Source organism: Kitasatospora sp. NPDC057940, assembly GCF_042887425.1.
Classification (GTDB): Bacteria; Actinomycetota; Actinomycetes; order Streptomycetales; family Streptomycetaceae; genus Kitasatospora.
The window spans coordinates 508,139-524,253 of the sequence record NZ_JBHVPH010000001.1 but is presented as its reverse complement, the minus strand read 5'-3'; the positions used below and the strand labels follow the sequence as shown (position 1 = coordinate 524,253).

The window sequence follows — 16,115 nt, the reverse complement described above, 5'->3', positions numbered from 1 at the left end:
ACCACCCGGCGCCACCGAACGCCCAGCCGCCCCCGGCTCCGTCCCCGTCCCCGTCCCCGGCAGCAGATTCCCAGCGGTTCGAACACCACCCAATGGGGTGAATCGGGGGGGTTTCCCCTTCCCTCCCGGAATGACGCTGTGCAAAGCTTTCATTACCCTCGGTTTACCGAGTCTTGATGGTCCGTCCCGACGGCCCTCGGCGAGACGTCCCGCACCTCGCCCAGGTCCCTGGCGGGCCCTGATGGTCGAGGTCCGGCCGGTGACACCCGCACTCCCCGCCGCGCCCACGCCATCCCGCCACACCGTCGCGACCCACGACAGCCGATCCGCCCCGGAGCCCCACCCCGGACTCACCGCCGGACCTGACTGCGTTCGTTCCCCCGGACAGACGGGAAGACAATGACCCTCGACATCTCCAGCGCCCCCATCGCCTCCGACACCACCGACCACGCGCCACCGGGCCCCGGCACCAAGGCCCGCTGGGCCCAGGACCTCTCGGCCTCCCTGGTGGTCTTCCTGATCGCCGTGCCGTTCTCCCTCGGCATCGCGCTCGCCACCGGCGCCCCGCTCACCGCCGGCCTCGCCGCCGCGGCCGTCGGGGGCATCGTCGTCGGACTGTTCGGCGGCACCCCGCTCCAGGTCAGCGGCCCCTCCGCCGCGCTGACCGTGATCACCGCCGGACTGATCGTCCAGTACGGGTGGCGGGCCACCTGCGCCATCACCCTGGCCGCCGGGCTGCTCCAACTCCTGCTCGGCGTGCGCCGGGTGGCCCGGACCGCGCTCGCCGTCTCGCCCGCCATCGTGCACGGCATGCTGGCCGGCGTCGGGCTCACCATCGCCATCGCGCAGCTGCACGTCGTCCTCGGCGGCTCCCCGCAGAGCTCCGCGATCGCCAACCTCCTCGCGCTGCCGGGCCAGTTGGCCGGGCCGCACCCGCCCGCGCTGCTGGCCGGATCGGTGACCATCGCCGTCCTGCTGGGCTGGCCCCGACTCGGCCGACTCCCCGGCCGCGCGGGCGAGTTCGGCGCCAGGCTGGCCAAGGTGCCGGGCCCGCTGGCCGCCGTCGCCACCGCGACCGCGCTCGCCCTGGCCCTGGACCTGCGGCTCGCCCACATCGGGCTGCCCGCCTGGCAACCGCACTCCCTCGTGCCCGCGCTGCCGCACGGCCCGCCGGCCGGAGTGCTGGCCGCCGTCCTGACCGTCACCGCCGTCGCCAGCGTGGAGTCGCTGCTGTCCGCCGTCGCGATCGACCGGATGTCCCGCCGCACCGGCGACCTCGACCGCGAACTGCGCGGCCAGGGCCTGGCCAACATCGTCAGCGGGCTGGTCGGCGGGCTGCCCGTCGCCGGCGGCGCCGTCCGCAGCACCGCCAACGTGCGGGCCGGCGGCCAGACCAGGTGGTCCTCGGTGCTGCACGGCGTCTGGGTGCTCGCCGCCGCACTGGCGCTGACCGGCGGGCTGCGCCGGATCCCGCTGGCCGCGCTGGCCGCGCTGGTGCTGGTGGTCGGGCTGCAGATGGTGAGCTTCGCGCACATCCGCAACGTGCACCGGCACCGCGAGTTCCCGGTCTACCTGACCACCGTGCTCGCCGTGGTGGCGCTCGGCGTGCTGTGGGGCGTCGCGCTGGGCGCCGGCACCGCCGTGCTGCTCGCGCTCTACCGACTGACCCGCGCCCACGTGGACGTGCTGGCCGGCCCGGCCGGCGCGGTCACCGTCCAGACGCACGGGCCGCTCACCTTCACCGCCGTGCCCCGGCTGAGCCGGGCGCTGGCCGGGATCCCCTCCGGCGCCGAGGTCACCGTGGTCCACGACGGCTCCTTCCTGGACCACGCCGCGTACGAGACGCTGCACAGTTGGCGGACGGGCCACCAGGCCGCGGGCGGCCGGGTCTCGATGGTGACGCGCCGCAGGGACGACGAGGTGCTCGACCCCGACGGCACCGTCCGGGCGGGCAGTTCACCCGGTCCGCACCGCTGCCGGGCCTGGACGCCCTGGGTCGGCCACCACTGCATCGAGCAGCAGGAGGACCCGCACGGCCGACTGCTGGACGGCGTCCGGGTGTTCCAGCAGCACACCGCCCCGCTGATCCGGCCCGAACTCGCCCGGCTGGCCCGGGAGGGGCAGACGCCCTCCCAGCTCTTCCTGACCTGCGCGGACTCCCGGATGGTCACCAGCATGATCACCAACAGCGGCCCGGGGGACCTGTTCACCGTCCGCAACGTCGGCAATCTGGTGCCGGCCCCGTACGAGCCCGGCGCGGCCGACGACTCGGTGGCGGCCGCGGTGCAGTACGCGGTCGAGGTGCTGGAGGTCGGCTCGATCACGGTCTGCGGCCACTCCGGCTGCGGCGCGATGAAGGCCCTGCTGGACGGCGTGCACGAGCGCCCCGGGCCGCCCACCCCGCTGGCCCGCTGGCTGCGCAACGGCCGCGGCTCGCTGGACCGGCTCCGCCGGGTCCCCGCAGGGTTCGACGCGCGGCCGGTGGTGGACCTGGTGGAGCAGCTCTGCATCACCAACGTGGTCCAGCAGTTGGACCAGCTGCTGGCCAACCCGGCCGTGGAGCGCCGGGTGGAGGCGGGCACCCTGCGACTGGTCGGGATGTACTTCGACTTCGCGACCGCCCAGGCCTACGTGCTCGACCGGGCCGCGGGGACGTTCAGTCCGATCGAGGCGCACACCGAGGCGCACACCGAGGCGCGCAGCGGGACGGCAGCGGCCGGAACCACGCCCGGCCGGGCCGCGCCGGAGGCGCCGCCGACCGGGCCTCCGGCGGGCGACACGCCCGAACGGGTGAATGAGGATGGCCGGGTTCCCGCCAACGGCACCGAGGACGGCCCCTGGCTGGCCGCCTGAGAGCCGGGCCCGTGTCCCCGCCGGGCGGGCCGGGGCGCGGGCCCTCCGGCCGTCGTACGGCACACCGCCCAGAAGCGGTGCGCCGTACGATGGTCCGTTCGACTGCCGGTCAAAGGTCTACACCAATTACCCGGAGGCTCTTGTCAAGTGCCCCATTCGCCTGGTGAGCTGTGCGCTGGGACACACGGGACAATCCCCACGCACGGGATCGTCTCCGATCATGACTCGATGAGGAGTGCGCGTTGAGCAACGAGAGCCTGGCCAACCTGCTCAAGGAGGAGCGTCGATTCGCCCCGCCGGCAGAGCTCGCCGCCGCCGCCAACGTCACCGCGGCCGCGTACGCGCAGGCCTCCGAGGACCGCCTGGGCTTCTGGGCCGAGCAGGCCCGCCGCCTCAGCTGGGCCGTCGAGCCGACCGAGACCCTGGACTGGTCCAACCCGCCCTTCGCCAAGTGGTTCGCCGACGGCAAGCTCAACGTGGCCTACAACTGCGTCGACCGCCACGTCGAGGCCGGCCTCGGCGACCGGGTCGCGATCCACTTCGAGGGCGAGCCCGGCGACAGCCGCTCGATCACCTACGCCCAGCTCAAGGACGAGGTCTCGCAGGCCGCCAACGCGCTGCTGGAGCTCGGAGTCCGCAAGGGCGACCGGGTCGCGGTCTACCTGCCGATGATCGCCGAGGCGGTCGTCGCGATGCTCGCCTGTGCCCGGATCGGCGCCACCCACTCGGTGGTCTTCGGCGGCTTCTCCGCCGACGCCGTCGCCTCCCGCATCGAGGACGCCCAGGCCAAGCTCGTCATCACCGCCGACGGCGGCTACCGCCGCGGCAAGCCGTCCGCGCTCAAGCCGGCCATCGACGAGGCGCTCACCAAGGTCGACGGCGTCGAGCACGTCCTGGTGATCCGCCGCACCGGGCAGGACATCTCCTGGACCGAGGGCCGTGACGTCTGGTGGCACGAGATCACCGCGCGCCAGTCCACCGAGCACGCCCCCGAGGCGCACGACGCCGAGCACCCGCTGTTCATCCTCTACACCTCGGGCACCACCGGTAAGCCCAAGGGCATCCTGCACACCTCGGGCGGCTACCTCACCCAGGCCAGCTACACCCACCACGCGGTCTTCGACCTCAAGCCGGAGACCGACGTCTACTGGTGCACCGCCGACATCGGCTGGGTCACCGGACACTCGTACATCGTCTACGGCCCGCTCTCCAACGGCGCCACCCAGGTCATCTACGAGGGCACCCCGGACACCCCGCACCAGGGCCGGTTCTGGGAGATCGTCCAGAAGTACGGCGTGACGATCCTCTACACCGCGCCGACCGCGATCCGCACCTTCATGAAGTGGGGCGACGACATCCCCGCGAAGTTCGACCTGTCCTCGCTGCGGGTGCTGGGCAGCGTCGGCGAGCCGATCAACCCCGAGGCCTGGATCTGGTACCGCGAGCACATCGGCGCCGGCAAGACCCCGATCGTGGACACCTGGTGGCAGACCGAGACCGGCGCCATGATGATCAGCCCGCTGCCGGGCGTCACCGAGACCAAGCCGGGTTCGGCCCAGCGCGCCCTGCCGGGCATCGCGGCCACCGTGGTCGACGACGAGGCCAACGAGGTCCCGAACGGCTCCGGCGGCTACCTGGTGCTCACCGAGCCGTGGCCGTCCATGCTGCGCACCATCTGGGGCGACGACCAGCGCTACATCGACACCTACTGGTCGCGCTTCGCGGGCCGCTACTTCGCCGGTGACGGCGCCAAGAAGGACGAGGACGGCGACATCTGGCTGCTCGGCCGGGTCGACGACGTCATGCTCGTCTCGGGCCACAACATCTCCACCACCGAGGTCGAGTCGGCCCTGGTCGGCCACCCGTCGGTGGCCGAGTCCGCCGTGGTCGGCGCCGCGGACGCCACCACCGGCCAGGCCATCGTCGCCTTCGTGATCCTGCGCGGCGGCGCCACCGAGAGCCCGGAGCTGGTCGAGGAGCTGCGCGCGCACGTCGGCCGCACGCTCGGCCCGATCGCCAAGCCGAAGCAGGTCAAGGTGGTCGGCGAGCTGCCGAAGACCCGCTCCGGCAAGATCATGCGCCGTCTGCTGCGCGACATCGCCGAGGGCCGCGAGGTCGGTGACACCACCACCCTCGCCGACAGCACGGTGATGAGCCAGATCCAGGCCCAGCTGCCGCCGGCCGGTGGCAACGGCTGAGCCGACCGACACGGTGAAACGTGCCCCGGGCGGTGGTCACCGCCCGGGGCACAGCCATGCCGCGAGTCCGAAGCCCGCTTCCGGTCGGCCGCCGGGGTGTGTCGGCGGGGTGCGCCGCCTGGGTGCGCCGGCGGGGCGGCCGGGGCCGGGCGGCGCCTGCGACCGACGCCAAGGACGACAGGGCCGCGTTCACCCGTCTGCGAGCGGCCTAGGCCATTCGGGTGCCGTGCCACTGCTCCTCCGGAGTGCAGAACCAACCCGCAGGGCTTAAGTCCTTGAATAGGACAATCCGGATGTCACCCGAACGATCCCCTAGACTGTTAACGACGCATCAAGATCCCTGAACGGGAATCCGAGCGTCACAGGGCGCGCCGGGAAGTCTGGTCGGCAACTGCACCACACGTGCATCCGTTGCCGCTCCCAGCCCCTCAGGAGGTCCACGTGACCGACCAGCCGCCCGTCCAAGAGCCGACGACCCGCCGCCGGCAGCTGCTCGGCCGGCTGTCCCTGCCCGAGCGGACGTTCATCACCGACGCCCTGCGCACCGAGACGGTCGGCGGCGTCCTGCTGCTGCTCGCCGCCGTGGTCGCACTGGTCTGGGCCAACGTCTGGCCGCACGCGTACGAGAGCGTCCTCGACTACACCGTCGGGCCGTCCGCCCCGCTGCACCTCGACCTCACCCTCGGCAACTGGGCCAAGGACGGCCTGCTGACGATCTTCTTCTTCGTGGCCGGGATCGAGCTCAAGCGCGAGTTCGTCGCGGGCGAGCTGCGCACCCCGAGCGCCGCGGTGCTCCCGGTGGTGGCCGCCGTCTGCGGGGTCGCGCTGCCGGCGATCCTGTTCGCCCTCGTCAACTCGGGCAGCGGCGGTCACCCCAGCGGTTGGGCCATCCCGACCGCCACCGACATCGCCTTCGCACTCGGCGTGCTGGCCGTGGTCGGCAGCCACCTGCCGTCCGCCCTGCGCGCCTTCCTGCTCACCCTCGCCGTGGTGGACGACCTGATCGCGATCCTGATCATCGCGGTCTTCTACAGCTCCGGCATCAAGTTCTGGGCGCTCGGCCTGGCCTTCGCCGGCCTGGTGCTGTTCTGGTTCCTGCACCGGCGCGGGGTGCACGGCTGGTACCTGTTCGTGCCGCTGGCCGTCGTGAACTGGGCGCTGATGCACGAGAGCGGCATCCACGCCACGGTCGCGGGCGTCGCGATGGGCCTGATGCTGCGCTGCCACCGGGAGGGCGACGAGCAGCACTCCCCCGGCGAGCACATCGAGCACCTGGTCCGTCCGCTCTCGGCCGGTCTGGCCGTCCCGGTGTTCGCGCTGTTCGCCGCCGGGGTGACGATCTCCGGCCCGACGCTGCGCGAGGTGTTCACCCAGGCCACGCCGCTCGGCATCGTGATCGGCCTGCTGGTCGGCAAGACGGTGGGCATATTCGGCGGCACCTGGCTGGCCGCCCGGTTCACCCGGGCCGAACTGAACCCGAAGCTCAAGTGGGCCGACATGTTCGCGGTCTCGGTGCTCGCGGGCATCGGCTTCACCGTCTCGCTGCTGATCAGCGAACTGGCGTTCCGCGACGACCTGGCCCTCGCCGACCTCTCCAAGACGGCCGTCCTGGTCGGCTCGCTGCTCTGCGCGACGGTGGCCACCGTGCTGCTCAAGCTCCGCAACCGGCACTACCGCGCGCTGTGCGAGGAGGAGGACCGGGACGTGGACGGCGACGGCGTCCCGGACATCTACCAGGAGGACGACCCGGCCTGGCGGGCCCGGGCCGCCGAGCTCGCCCCGCGACCCGACGGCGAGGGGCCTCAGACGCCCCGCTGAGGCCCGCCGGCGGCCCGGCAGCGCCCGGACACGTCCCCCCGGCGGGGCCCCGGAGTGGTGTGCGACTGACCGGTAGGGGCATGATTCTGAGCTGTCGACAGTCCACTGACGCCTCCGGGCCCCTCCGGCCCCCCGAACCGCACCACGCGGCGGCGTCACGCCGCACAGCCGCAGAGGAGAACCGCTGATGCCCGCAGGAGCCGCAGACCCGTCCAGCAACGGCCGGGCGCCCTACGAGGGCGAGCGTTCGGTGGGGCAGCTGTTCGCGGCGGCCACCGCCGACCTGTCCGCACTGGTCCACGACGAGATCGCGCTCGCCAAGGCCGAGATCCGGGCGGACGTCAAGCGCGGCGTCTCCGGGGGCGTCTCGCTGGGCGTCGCCGCCGTGGTGGCGCTGGCCGCCGTCCCGATGCTGAGCGCCGCGGCGGCCTTCGGCATCCACGCGCTGGGCCTGTCGCTCGGCTGGTCGTTCCTCATCGTGGCCGGCGCCTACCTGCTGCTCGCGGTGCTGCTCGGGCTGATGGCCTGGCGCTCGTTCAAGCGGATCGAGAAGCCGCACCGCACCATCGAGGGCGCCCAGAAGACCGCCGACGTGCTGAAGAACGCCCGGCCGCGCCCGGCCACCAAGGAGGAGATCGACCGGGCCCTGGGCCGCATCCCGTAACGGTCCTTCCGGGGGCGGTGCACAGCCGCCCGCCCGGACCCGCCCGGAGCGAGTACCGGGCGCCGTCCGGCGCACGGATGTGACACGCTCTCGGTATGCCGCTTGACCAGAAGCCCGTGCCCGCGCAGCCGTCCGCCGACTCCGGACCCGACCTGGCACCCGGGGGGGAGCCCGCCGAGGAGACCCCCGGCACCGCCCCCGACGGCGGCGCCGAGGCCTGGAGCGTCCGGCAGAGCGGCCCGTGGACGCACCGCGACCTCGCGGCCAACGGCGCCCGGTTCCACATCGCCGAGCTGGGCTCGGGCCCGCTGGTGCTGCTGGTGCACGGCTGGCCCGAGTACTGGTGGGCCTGGCGCCACCAGCTGACCGCGCTCGCCGAGGCCGGCTACCGGGCGGTGGCGCTCGACCTGCGGGGCATCGGCGGCAGCGACCGCACCCCGCGCGGGTACGACCCGGGCAACCTCGCCCTGGACATCACCGGCGTGATCCGCTCGCTTGGCGAACGCCGGGCGCACCTGGTCGGGCACGCCGCCGGCGGCACGCTGGCCTGGGTGGCGGCGGTGATGCGTCCGTCGGTGATCCAGAGCCTCACCGTGGTCTCCGCCGCACACCCCCGGGACCTGCGCCGGGCCCTGCTGACCGACCGCCGCCAGGCGGCCGCCTTCGAGCACGTGCTGGGCTTCCAGCGGCCGTGGATACCGGAACGCCGTCTGGTGGCCGACGACGCCGCGCTGGTCGGCCGCTACCTGGACGCCTGGGCCGGTCCGAACCGGCTGGACGAGGAGGCGGTGCACGCGTACCGGCAGGCCATCCAGATCCCCAGCACGGCGCACTGCTCGATCGAGCCGTACCGCTGGCTGCTGCGCTCGATGGCGCGCCCGGACGGCATCCAGTTCGCCCGGCGGATGAAGAAGCCGATCACGGCGCCGACCCTGCACGTCCAGGGCGCGGCGGACCCGGTGCTGCTGTCGCACACCGCGCTGGGCGGCGGCGAATACGTGGCGGCGCCGTACCGCTGGCGGCTGATGCCGGGGGTCGGGCACTTCCCGCACGAGGAGGCCCCGGAGCAGTTCACCGCGGAGCTGCTGGACTGGGTCGGCCGTCACAAGGAGTGACGGCGCAGGAGCGGCGAAGGGGCCGGGCGGGAAGGGCCCTTGGTCCCAACTCCCTTGATCTGACGCACATATGACAACCGCATAGGCCAATTTCGACGCGTGCCCGGTGGTTACCCCCACCGGCCCAGGGGCATCCATTCCGGTATGACCTGGATGCCCGATCGCGGCGGCGCCCCGCGCGCCCGACGCCACAACAGCTCCCAACGCTCCGCCCACCGCCCCGACTGGGCGGACGACCTCGGCTACGACGGCCCCGACCGCCGTCCACGCCCGGCGCAGCGGCAGCTCGGCATCCCCCGCATCCTCGGCCGGCGCGCCCGCTGGGTCGGCGCACGGCTGCGGCGCGAGACCTGAGGCCTCGCGCCGCGTCATCGGGCCGGTCCGGCGGGCCGGCCCCGGCCGCCGGTTCGGCCGGTCAGTTCACGAGCGCCGGTTCGGCCGGTCAGTTCACGAGTGTCGGCGACACCGCGGTGAACCAGAGCAGGACGAAGGTCGCCACCGACATGATCGGCACCAGCACCTTGGTCTCGACGTTGTTGCCGCTGCGCTTGATCAGCACCACCTCGTAGCGCTCCTTGTGCGGCCAGAGCAGCGGCGCGCCCTTCTTGGTCAGGCAGTCGCCCAGCAGGTGCGCCAGGGTGCCCAGCGCCACCGCGTACGGCAGCCAGCCCGGCGAGTTCGGCATCCAGGTGTTCATCCCGAAGGTGCCGAGCGCGGACAGCCCGATGATGGTGATCCAGCTCTCCGGGCCGTCCCCCGGCGGGCAGAGCCGCAGCGCCCGGATCGCGAGCGCGATCAGGAAGAACGTCAGCACCAGGGTGAAGTTGCGGCCCAGGTAGGTGACGCCCGCCCAGGTGCCGGCGCCCATCAGCGCGACGAACAGCAGCGAGTGGGTGGCGTGCCGGTGCCCGCCGGAGGCCCAGGCCACGAAGCGGCAGAGCGCCTTGGAGATCGGCCCCAGGAAGTTGGCGATCGAGCCGTCGTGGTGGTCGAGGTCCGGCAGCAGGGCCGCCCCCGCGCACAGCACCGTGCCCATCAGTATGTCCGCCGGCTGCAGCGTGGTGTGCAGCAGCAGCGGGGGCAGGAACGGTGCGGAGGCGGCGTACAGCATCGCCCCACTGACCGCGTGCGAGTGACCCATCATCGGACTACCACGACCTCCCGTAAGACTCACTCCGGGACGGCGCCCGGTTGAGCCGAACGGGTGAGCGCGGCAGAGGCTACCAGGGCGGACTGACGGTGCGACGGATATCGGATCGTCGGATCCGGCGCGTCGGACCGCCCCGGGGCCCGGTCAGAGCGCGCAGCCCTGGGTGTCCACCCGGGCACTCGCGCTGCCGCCCTTCTCCGCGTCCTCCCGCACCTCGGCCGCGGTCAGCACGTACCCGGTGTCGGCGCTGTCCAGCGACTTGGCGAACACCACGCCGTAGACCTGGCCGTCCGGGGTGAGCAGCGGGCCGCCGCTGTTGCCCTGGCGGACCAGCGAGCGGACCGAGTAGACGTCGCGGACCACCTGGCCGCGGTGGTAGATGTCCGGGCCGTTGGCCTGGATCCGGCCGCGGATACGGGCCGGCTGGACGTTGAAGGCCCCGTTCTCCGGGAAGCCCGCCACGATCGCGCTGTCGTTGGTCCTCGCCTCGCCCGCGAACGACAACGGGGGCGCGTTCAGCTTGGGGACGTCCAGGACGGCGATGTCGCGCTGCCAGTCGTAGCGGACCACCGTCGCGTCGTACAGCTGGCCGACCCCGCCGATCTGCACGGTCGGCTCGTCGACCCCGCCGACCACGTGGGCGTTGGTCATCACCCGGTGCGGGGCGAAGACGAAACCGCTGCCCTCCAGGGTCTTGCTGCAGGAGGTGGCGGTGCCGACCACCTTGACCAGGCTCTGCTTGGCCCGCGCCACCGCCGGGCTGCCGGCCAGCGCCGGGTCGGGGGTGTCGACCTGGGTGATCGGCTCGTGCTCGAAGGGGTTGAAGACCTGCGGGAAGCCGTTGCGGGCCAGCACCTTGGAGAAGTCCGAGAACCAGTTCGGCGCGTCGTCGGGCAGCGCGTTCTGCACGCCGCCGAGGATCGCCGAGGAACGGACCTGCTTGGACACCGTCGGCAGCGACGCCCCGGCCAGCGCCGAGCCGATCAGCCAGGCCACCAGCAGCATCGAGACCACGTTCACGGCCGCGCCGCCGGTCGCGTCCAGCACCCGCGCCGGACGGCGGCCGATGTGGCCCCGGAGCTTCCAGCCGAAGTGCGCGGTGACCGCCTGGCCGATCGCGGCGCACACGATCACCACCACCACGGCCACCACCGAGGCCGTGGTGCCCGGGCTGAGGTGGTCGAGCAGCAGCGGCAGCAGTTGGACGGCCAGCAGGCCGCCGCCCAGGAAGCCGACCAGGGACAGGACACCCACGACGAAGCCCTGCCGGTAGCCCGACACGGCGAATGCCACGGCAGCGGCGATCAGCAGCACATCCAGGACGTTCACCCGGACACCCTCCCACGGCCCGCGGCCCGGCCGTGCAGACGGCCCCTCACGTGGGACCGGCGTCGCCGCCGGGCAGCGTCCGGGAGTGGTCGAGATCGCCCTGCACCAGGGCCAGCGCCTCGTCCGAGAGGTCGACGATCCGGGACGGGTCCCAGGGCAGCTCCAGCCCGCCGTGGTGCAGCACCCGGTCGATCACCCCGGCCGTGAACCCCCAGACCAGCCGCCCGGCCACCGCGAAGGCCGGCCCCACGTGCCCGGACGGGTGGCGCAGCCGCACCCGGTTCGCCGGGTCGGCCAGATCGGCGACCGGCACCCGGAACACCGCGCCGGTCTCGCCCTGGTCCACCGGCCGCACCGGCGACTCCTCGCGCCACCAGCCCAGCACCGGCGTCACCACGAACCGGCTGACCGGGATGTACAGCGCCGGCAGCACCGCGAACACCTGCACCCCGGCCGGGTCCAGCCCGGTCTCCTCCCAGGCCTCGCGCAGCGCCGCCGCGACCGGGCCCGGGCCGTCCGGGTCACCGTCCTCCGGATCCAGCGCGCCGCCCGGGAAGGACGGCTGCCCGGCGTGCGAGCGCAGCGAACGGGCCCGCTCGATCAGCAGCAGGTCCGGCCCGTCCGGGCCCTCGCCGAACAGCATCAGCACCGCCGCCGCCCGGCCGCCCTCCACCGGCGGCAGGAAGCGGCTCAGCTGCTCCGGCAGCACCCGCTCGGCCGCCTCCCGCACCGGCTCCAGCCAGGCCGGCAGGCCGTCCGCCTCGACCACCCGCACCGCCGACGGCTCCGGCGTCCGCCGTGCCTCGCGGGTCACTCGCCCACCGCCAGGTCCGCGATCCGCCCCTGGTGCTCGGCGGCGTCGGCCCGGGCGGCGGCCTCCCCGGGGAAGTCCCCCGGCGGCCTCAGCCGCTGCCCGGGCTGCCCGCCCAGCTCGTACTTGAGCAGCTTGCGCGCCTTCTCCGGGTCGGTCTCGCCCTCCCCGTACGACGGGCAGAGCGGCGCGACCGGGCAGGCGCCGCAGGCGGGCTTGCGGGAGTGGCAGATCCGGCGGCCGTGGAAGACCACCCGGTGCGACAGCATCGTCCACTCCGACTTCGGGAAGATCTCGGCGACGGCCGCCTCGACCTTCACCGGGTCCTCCTCGGCCGTCCAGCCGAACCGCCGGGCCAGCCGCCCGAAATGCGTGTCCACGGTGATCCCGGGCACCCCGAAGGCGTTGCCGAGGACCACGTTGGCGGTCTTCCGGCCCACGCCCGGCAGCGTCACCAGGTCGTCCAGGCGGCCCGGGACCTCGCCGCCGAAGTCGTCGCGCAGGGCGATCGAGAGGCCGATCAGCGACTTCGCCTTGTTCCGGAAGAACCCGGTCGGGCGGATGACCTCCTCCAGCTCCTCCGGGTTCGCGGCCGCCATGTCCTCCGGCGTCGGGTACTTCGCGAACAGCGCCGGCGTCGTCTGGTTCACCCGCAGGTCCGTCGTCTGCGCCGACAGCACGGTCGCCACCAGCAGCTGGAACGGGTTCTCGAAGTCCAACTCCGGATGCGCGTACGGGTACAGCTCCGTCAACTCGCGGTTGATCCGCCGCGCCCGCCGCACCATCGCCAGGTGCGACTCCGGCTTCCCCGGCTTCACCCCCGGCACGGCCTTCGCCTTCGGTGCCGCCGCCCGGACCTTGCTCTCTGCCATGCACGAAGGCTACGCCGAACGGCCGACGGCGGGCAGCGGATCACCGGAGCCCGCGGGAGCCGCGGACCCGCCTTCGGATGGGCGCGGTCTGGTGGCTCGCGACGGCGGGCTGCCCCAGGCTGAGTGCTACGACGACGCGAGGTGCCCATGTTCGACGAGAGCTTCGCCTTTCCCAGCAGCCTGCTGCGCCCGGTGACCGGTGCCACCGGACGCGTCGCGGTGATCGGGGCCGGGGTGGCGGGCCTCGTCGCCGCCTACGAGCTCCAGCGCCGGGGCTTCGGCATCGTCCTGTACGAGCGGTCCAACCAACCCGGCGGACGGGTGCGCACGCACCGCTTCTGGGACGGCACGCACGCCGACCTGGGCGCCATGCGCATCCCCGGGAACCACCACTGCGTCCTCCACTACGTGTCCCAGTTCGGCCTGCGGACCAGGCCGTTCGTCAACTTCAACCCGGACGCCTACTACCACCTGCGCGGCCGTCGCGCCCGCGTCCAGGAGGTGCACGCGCTGCACCCGGCGTACGCGCTGCGCGCCGCCGAGAAGCAGGACCCGGTACGGATCCTGGACCGGCTGCTGACGGCCGCCTGGGAGACGCTCACCCCCGACCAGCGTCGGCGGGTGCTGGACGGCCACTGGGACGACCCGGCGCTCGACCGGCTCGTCTCGGTGTCGCTGTGGCAGTACGTCCACGAGCACCTGTCGCAGGACGCCTGGGACCTCCTCGGCCACGCCAGCGGCCTGGTCCACTACGAGCAGTCCTCCCTGCTGGAGGTCCTCGTCGACTACTTCGGCCTGTTCCACGCGGGCCAGGTGGAACTGGTCGACGGCACCGACCGCCTGGTGCACGCGTTCGTGCGCCGGCTGCGGCCGAGGACCCTCCAGCTGTCCACCCAGATCGACGAACTCTCGCTGACCCGCCGGGGCGTCCGGGTGCACGGGCGGCGCCTCGGCGGCACGATCACCGAGGACGTCGACTTCGTCGTCTGCTGCGTCCCCGTCCCCGCCCTCGACCAGATCAGCTTCCGGCCCGGCCTGCCCCACCACCAGCGCCACGCGATCCGCGGCATCAGCTACGCCAGCAGCACGAAGACGCTCGTCCACACCAAGCGGCGCGGCTGGGAACTGGACGACCGGATCTTCGGCGGCGGCAGCTTCACCGACATGCCGATCCAGCAGTGCTGGTACCCGTCGGACAACGCCCGGCCCGTCGACGGCCGGACCAACGGGAGCACCGTCGGCCGGCGGCGCTGGGCCGCCCGGGACCCGCAGCGCTCCCACGAGCCCGCGGTGCTCGTCGGCGCCTACCTGTGGGGGGCCAACGCCCGCCGCCTCACCACCCTGCCGCCGGCCGACCGCGACCTGCTGGTCCTGAAGTGCCTGGAACGGCTGCACCCCGGCATCCTCCGCGACGCGGACGACATCGTGCACTGGAACTGGGACGACCAGGTCGGCATGGGCGGCGGCGCCTTCGCCCACCTCGCGCCCGGCGAGCACACCCGGTACCTGACCGGGCTCGGCGCCCCGCACCCGACCGACGACCCGAGGATCTTCTTCGCCGGGGAGCACCTGTCCGGAGCGCACGCCTGGATGCAGGGCGCCGCCCAGTCGGCCCTGGCCGTGGTCGGCCGGCTGATCGACCGGGGGCGGCACGCCGACGACACCGCCCGGCTGCGGACCGGGTGAGCGCGGCACCGGCGCCCCGGCGCCGAACCGGCGAGGAGAGCGGCGGCCCGGCGACGGGGGCGGCGCTGCACCGCGACGACCTCGGACCGCTGCTCGCCCCGGCGGCGGCCGCGACCGAGCGGATCGGGCTGGAGATCGAGAACGGCATCGTCGACCCGGAGACCGGGCGGGCCGCCCCCTACGAGGGAAGGAACGGCGTCCGGGCCGTCCTGGAGGCCGTCCTCGCCGAATGGGGCGGCACGGACCGGCGCGACAACGGCCGACTGACCGGCGTGGGCCTGGCGGACACCGCCCAGATCACGCTCGAACACGGCGGCCAGGTCGAGTACTCCTCCGCCCCGGCCGCCGACCTGGCCACGGCCGTGGACGACATGCGGGCCACGATGGAGCGCCTCGCGGAACTCGTCGGGCGCTTCGGCCTGGCCCTCCTGCCCGGCGGCAACCTCCCCTTCGACCGGCTCGACACCGTCTCCTGGGTGCCGATGCTCCGCGGCGCCGTCATGCGCGACTTCTTCGACCGGATCGGCGAGGCCGGCAGCGGGGCCCCGAAGATCATGTCGATGTCGCTGTCCACCCAGGTGCACCTGGACTACCTGTCCGACGAGGACTTCACCCAGAAGCTGCGGATGCTGACCGCCGCGTCCCCGGTGGTCGCCGCACTCCTCGTCAACTCGCCGCTGCAGGGCGGCCGGTCGAACGGGCTGCTCTCGCACAGGTCGCAGAACTGGCTGCGGATGGACCCGCGCCGCTGCGGCGTCCTGCCGCCCGCGCTGCGGCCCGACGTGAACGCCGACGACGTCATCGACTGGGCGCTGGGGATCCCGATGATCTACTACCGCGGCCCGGACGGACGGTACCGGCTCGCCCCCGACCGGCCGTTCGCCGAGATCCTCCGGCAGGGCTTCGACGACTGCAGCATGCCGACCTTCGACCACTGGGTCTCCCACATGTCGCAGATCTGGACGGACGTCAGGGTCCGCCGGACCCTGGAACTTCGGGCCGGGGACGGCCCGCCGTACCCGCACATCCCGGCCGTGCCGGCGCTGTGGGCGGGGCTCGCCTACCACCCCCCGTCGCGGACGGCGGCCTGGGAACTGCTGCGCCACCACGGCGTGGCGGAGCACCGCGCGGCGAAGGCCGCGCTCCCCGCCGACGGCCTGGACACCATGCTCGGCGGCGAGCGGGTCCGCGAACTCGCGGCGGAACTCGTCCGGCTCGCCCGGGCGGGCCTGCGGGCCCGGGTCCGCGCCGGCCTGGAACAGCCGAAGGTGCTGGACTACCTCGACCCGCTCGACGAGGTGCTGCGCACCGGGCAGACCTTCGCGGAGCAGTGCACGGCCCGCTGGGAAACCGACCTCCGCCGCGACCCCCGCCGCTACGTCGCGGCCTTCCGCGTCTGACGCCCCGCGCCCGACACGGCCGCCCGGCACGGCCGCTCGGGCGCGGTGGAGTTCTTCGGTCGAAGGGCCTTCCTCGCCCGAACCGTCGCGGGTTAGCGTGACCGGCGGCGGCCGGCCGGCCGCCGCCCCGGCCGGGGGGGCGCCCCCCCCCCCCCCCCCCCCGGCGAACGGGAGAGCCCGAACGAAAGCGCGCACCACCCCCCCCCCCCCGGGGCCCGC

12 protein-coding genes are annotated in these 16,115 nt (G+C 73.6%); 8 read left to right on the top strand and 4 right to left on the bottom strand.

Translation table 11 applies throughout. The annotated features are described in order from the left end of the window. The first annotated feature begins 399 nt into the window (after nt 1–399). From ACFVTF_RS02375 to ACFVTF_RS02350, 6 genes are all read left to right on the top strand, one after another. Nucleotides 400–2,853, top strand: coding sequence for a SulP family inorganic anion transporter (locus tag ACFVTF_RS02375; RefSeq protein WP_387807932.1), 2,454 nt, complete (start codon nt 400–402; stop codon nt 2,851–2,853). A gap of 242 nt (nt 2,854–3,095) precedes the next feature. Then, complete coding sequence (gene acs, locus ACFVTF_RS02370) at nt 3,096–5,051, top strand: acetate--CoA ligase (RefSeq protein ID WP_371518084.1); 1,956 nt, start codon at nt 3,096–3,098, stop codon at nt 5,049–5,051. Nucleotides 5,052–5,492: 441 nt separating this feature from the next. Further along, nucleotides 5,493–6,869, top strand: coding sequence for a Na+/H+ antiporter NhaA (gene nhaA / locus ACFVTF_RS02365; RefSeq protein ID WP_387807929.1), 1,377 nt, complete (start codon nt 5,493–5,495; stop codon nt 6,867–6,869). A gap of 187 nt (nt 6,870–7,056) precedes the next feature. Continuing rightward, complete coding sequence (locus ACFVTF_RS02360) at nt 7,057–7,533, top strand: phage holin family protein (RefSeq protein ID WP_063348673.1); 477 nt, start codon at nt 7,057–7,059, stop codon at nt 7,531–7,533. 95 nt (nt 7,534–7,628) lie between these two features. Continuing rightward, the gene (locus ACFVTF_RS02355; RefSeq protein WP_371518078.1) at nt 7,629–8,648 is read left to right on the top strand and encodes an alpha/beta fold hydrolase; all 1,020 of its coding nucleotides are present in this window, start codon (nt 7,629–7,631) and stop codon (nt 8,646–8,648) included. A gap of 144 nt (nt 8,649–8,792) precedes the next feature. Further along, nucleotides 8,793–9,002: a hypothetical protein gene (locus tag ACFVTF_RS02350; RefSeq protein WP_063348672.1), complete on the top strand. Its 210-nt coding sequence runs from the start codon at nt 8,793–8,795 to the stop codon at nt 9,000–9,002. Nucleotides 9,003–9,090: 88 nt separating this feature from the next. Here ACFVTF_RS02350 and ACFVTF_RS02345 read toward each other — a convergent pair whose 3' ends face one another. The 4 genes from ACFVTF_RS02345 to nth all read right to left on the bottom strand — a co-directional run bounded on the left by ACFVTF_RS02345 (nt 9,091) and on the right by nth (nt 12,810). Beyond that, nucleotides 9,091–9,792 carry a metal-dependent hydrolase gene (locus tag ACFVTF_RS02345; protein ID WP_371518075.1) on the bottom strand — a complete coding sequence of 234 codons (702 nt, stop codon included), beginning with the start codon at nt 9,790–9,792 and terminating at the stop codon, nt 9,091–9,093. Between the two features lie 150 nt (nt 9,793–9,942). After that, entirely contained in the window at nt 9,943–11,127 is a 1,185-nt protein-coding gene (locus ACFVTF_RS02340) for a MarP family serine protease (RefSeq protein ID WP_371518073.1), read from the bottom strand. Nucleotides 11,128–11,173: 46 nt separating this feature from the next. After that, entirely contained in the window at nt 11,174–11,941 is a 768-nt protein-coding gene (locus ACFVTF_RS02335; protein WP_387807923.1) for an NUDIX hydrolase, read from the bottom strand. After that, nucleotides 11,938–12,810 carry an endonuclease III gene (gene nth / locus ACFVTF_RS02330; protein ID WP_350881979.1) on the bottom strand — a complete coding sequence of 291 codons (873 nt, stop codon included), beginning with the start codon at nt 12,808–12,810 and terminating at the stop codon, nt 11,938–11,940. The genes ACFVTF_RS02335 and nth overlap by 4 nt, the downstream gene beginning before the upstream one ends. A 147-nt stretch (nt 12,811–12,957) precedes the next feature. Between nth and ACFVTF_RS02325 the strand changes: the two genes are divergently transcribed. Together ACFVTF_RS02325 and ACFVTF_RS02320 are read left to right on the top strand one after the other, a co-directional pair. Then, a complete protein-coding gene (locus ACFVTF_RS02325; protein WP_387807919.1) occupies nt 12,958–14,496 on the top strand; it encodes a flavin monoamine oxidase family protein in 1,539 nt (512 codons plus the stop codon). Next, nucleotides 14,493–15,896, top strand: coding sequence for a glutamate-cysteine ligase family protein (locus ACFVTF_RS02320; RefSeq protein WP_387807917.1), 1,404 nt, complete (start codon nt 14,493–14,495; stop codon nt 15,894–15,896). Before ACFVTF_RS02325 ends, ACFVTF_RS02320 begins: the two co-directional genes overlap by 4 nt. Nucleotides 15,897–16,115: the final 219 nt, after the last annotated feature.

What these genes read in the sequence shown, in the direction of transcription:
- ACFVTF_RS02355 (WP_371518078.1), top strand. Translation starts at nt 7,629, where the DNA reads ATGCCGCTTGACCAGAAGCCCGTGCCCGCGCAGCCGTCCGCCGACTCC.
- ACFVTF_RS02345 (WP_371518075.1), bottom strand. Translation starts at nt 9,792, where the DNA reads ATGATGGGTCACTCGCACGCGGTCAGTGGGGCGATGCTGTACGCCGCC.
- ACFVTF_RS02360 (WP_063348673.1), top strand. Translation starts at nt 7,057, where the DNA reads ATGCCCGCAGGAGCCGCAGACCCGTCCAGCAACGGCCGGGCGCCCTAC.
- ACFVTF_RS02325 (WP_387807919.1), top strand. Translation starts at nt 12,958, where the DNA reads ATGTTCGACGAGAGCTTCGCCTTTCCCAGCAGCCTGCTGCGCCCGGTG.
- ACFVTF_RS02350 (WP_063348672.1), top strand. Translation starts at nt 8,793, where the DNA reads ATGACCTGGATGCCCGATCGCGGCGGCGCCCCGCGCGCCCGACGCCAC.
- nth (WP_350881979.1), bottom strand. Translation starts at nt 12,810, where the DNA reads ATGGCAGAGAGCAAGGTCCGGGCGGCGGCACCGAAGGCGAAGGCCGTG.
- ACFVTF_RS02375 (WP_387807932.1), top strand. Translation starts at nt 400, where the DNA reads ATGACCCTCGACATCTCCAGCGCCCCCATCGCCTCCGACACCACCGAC.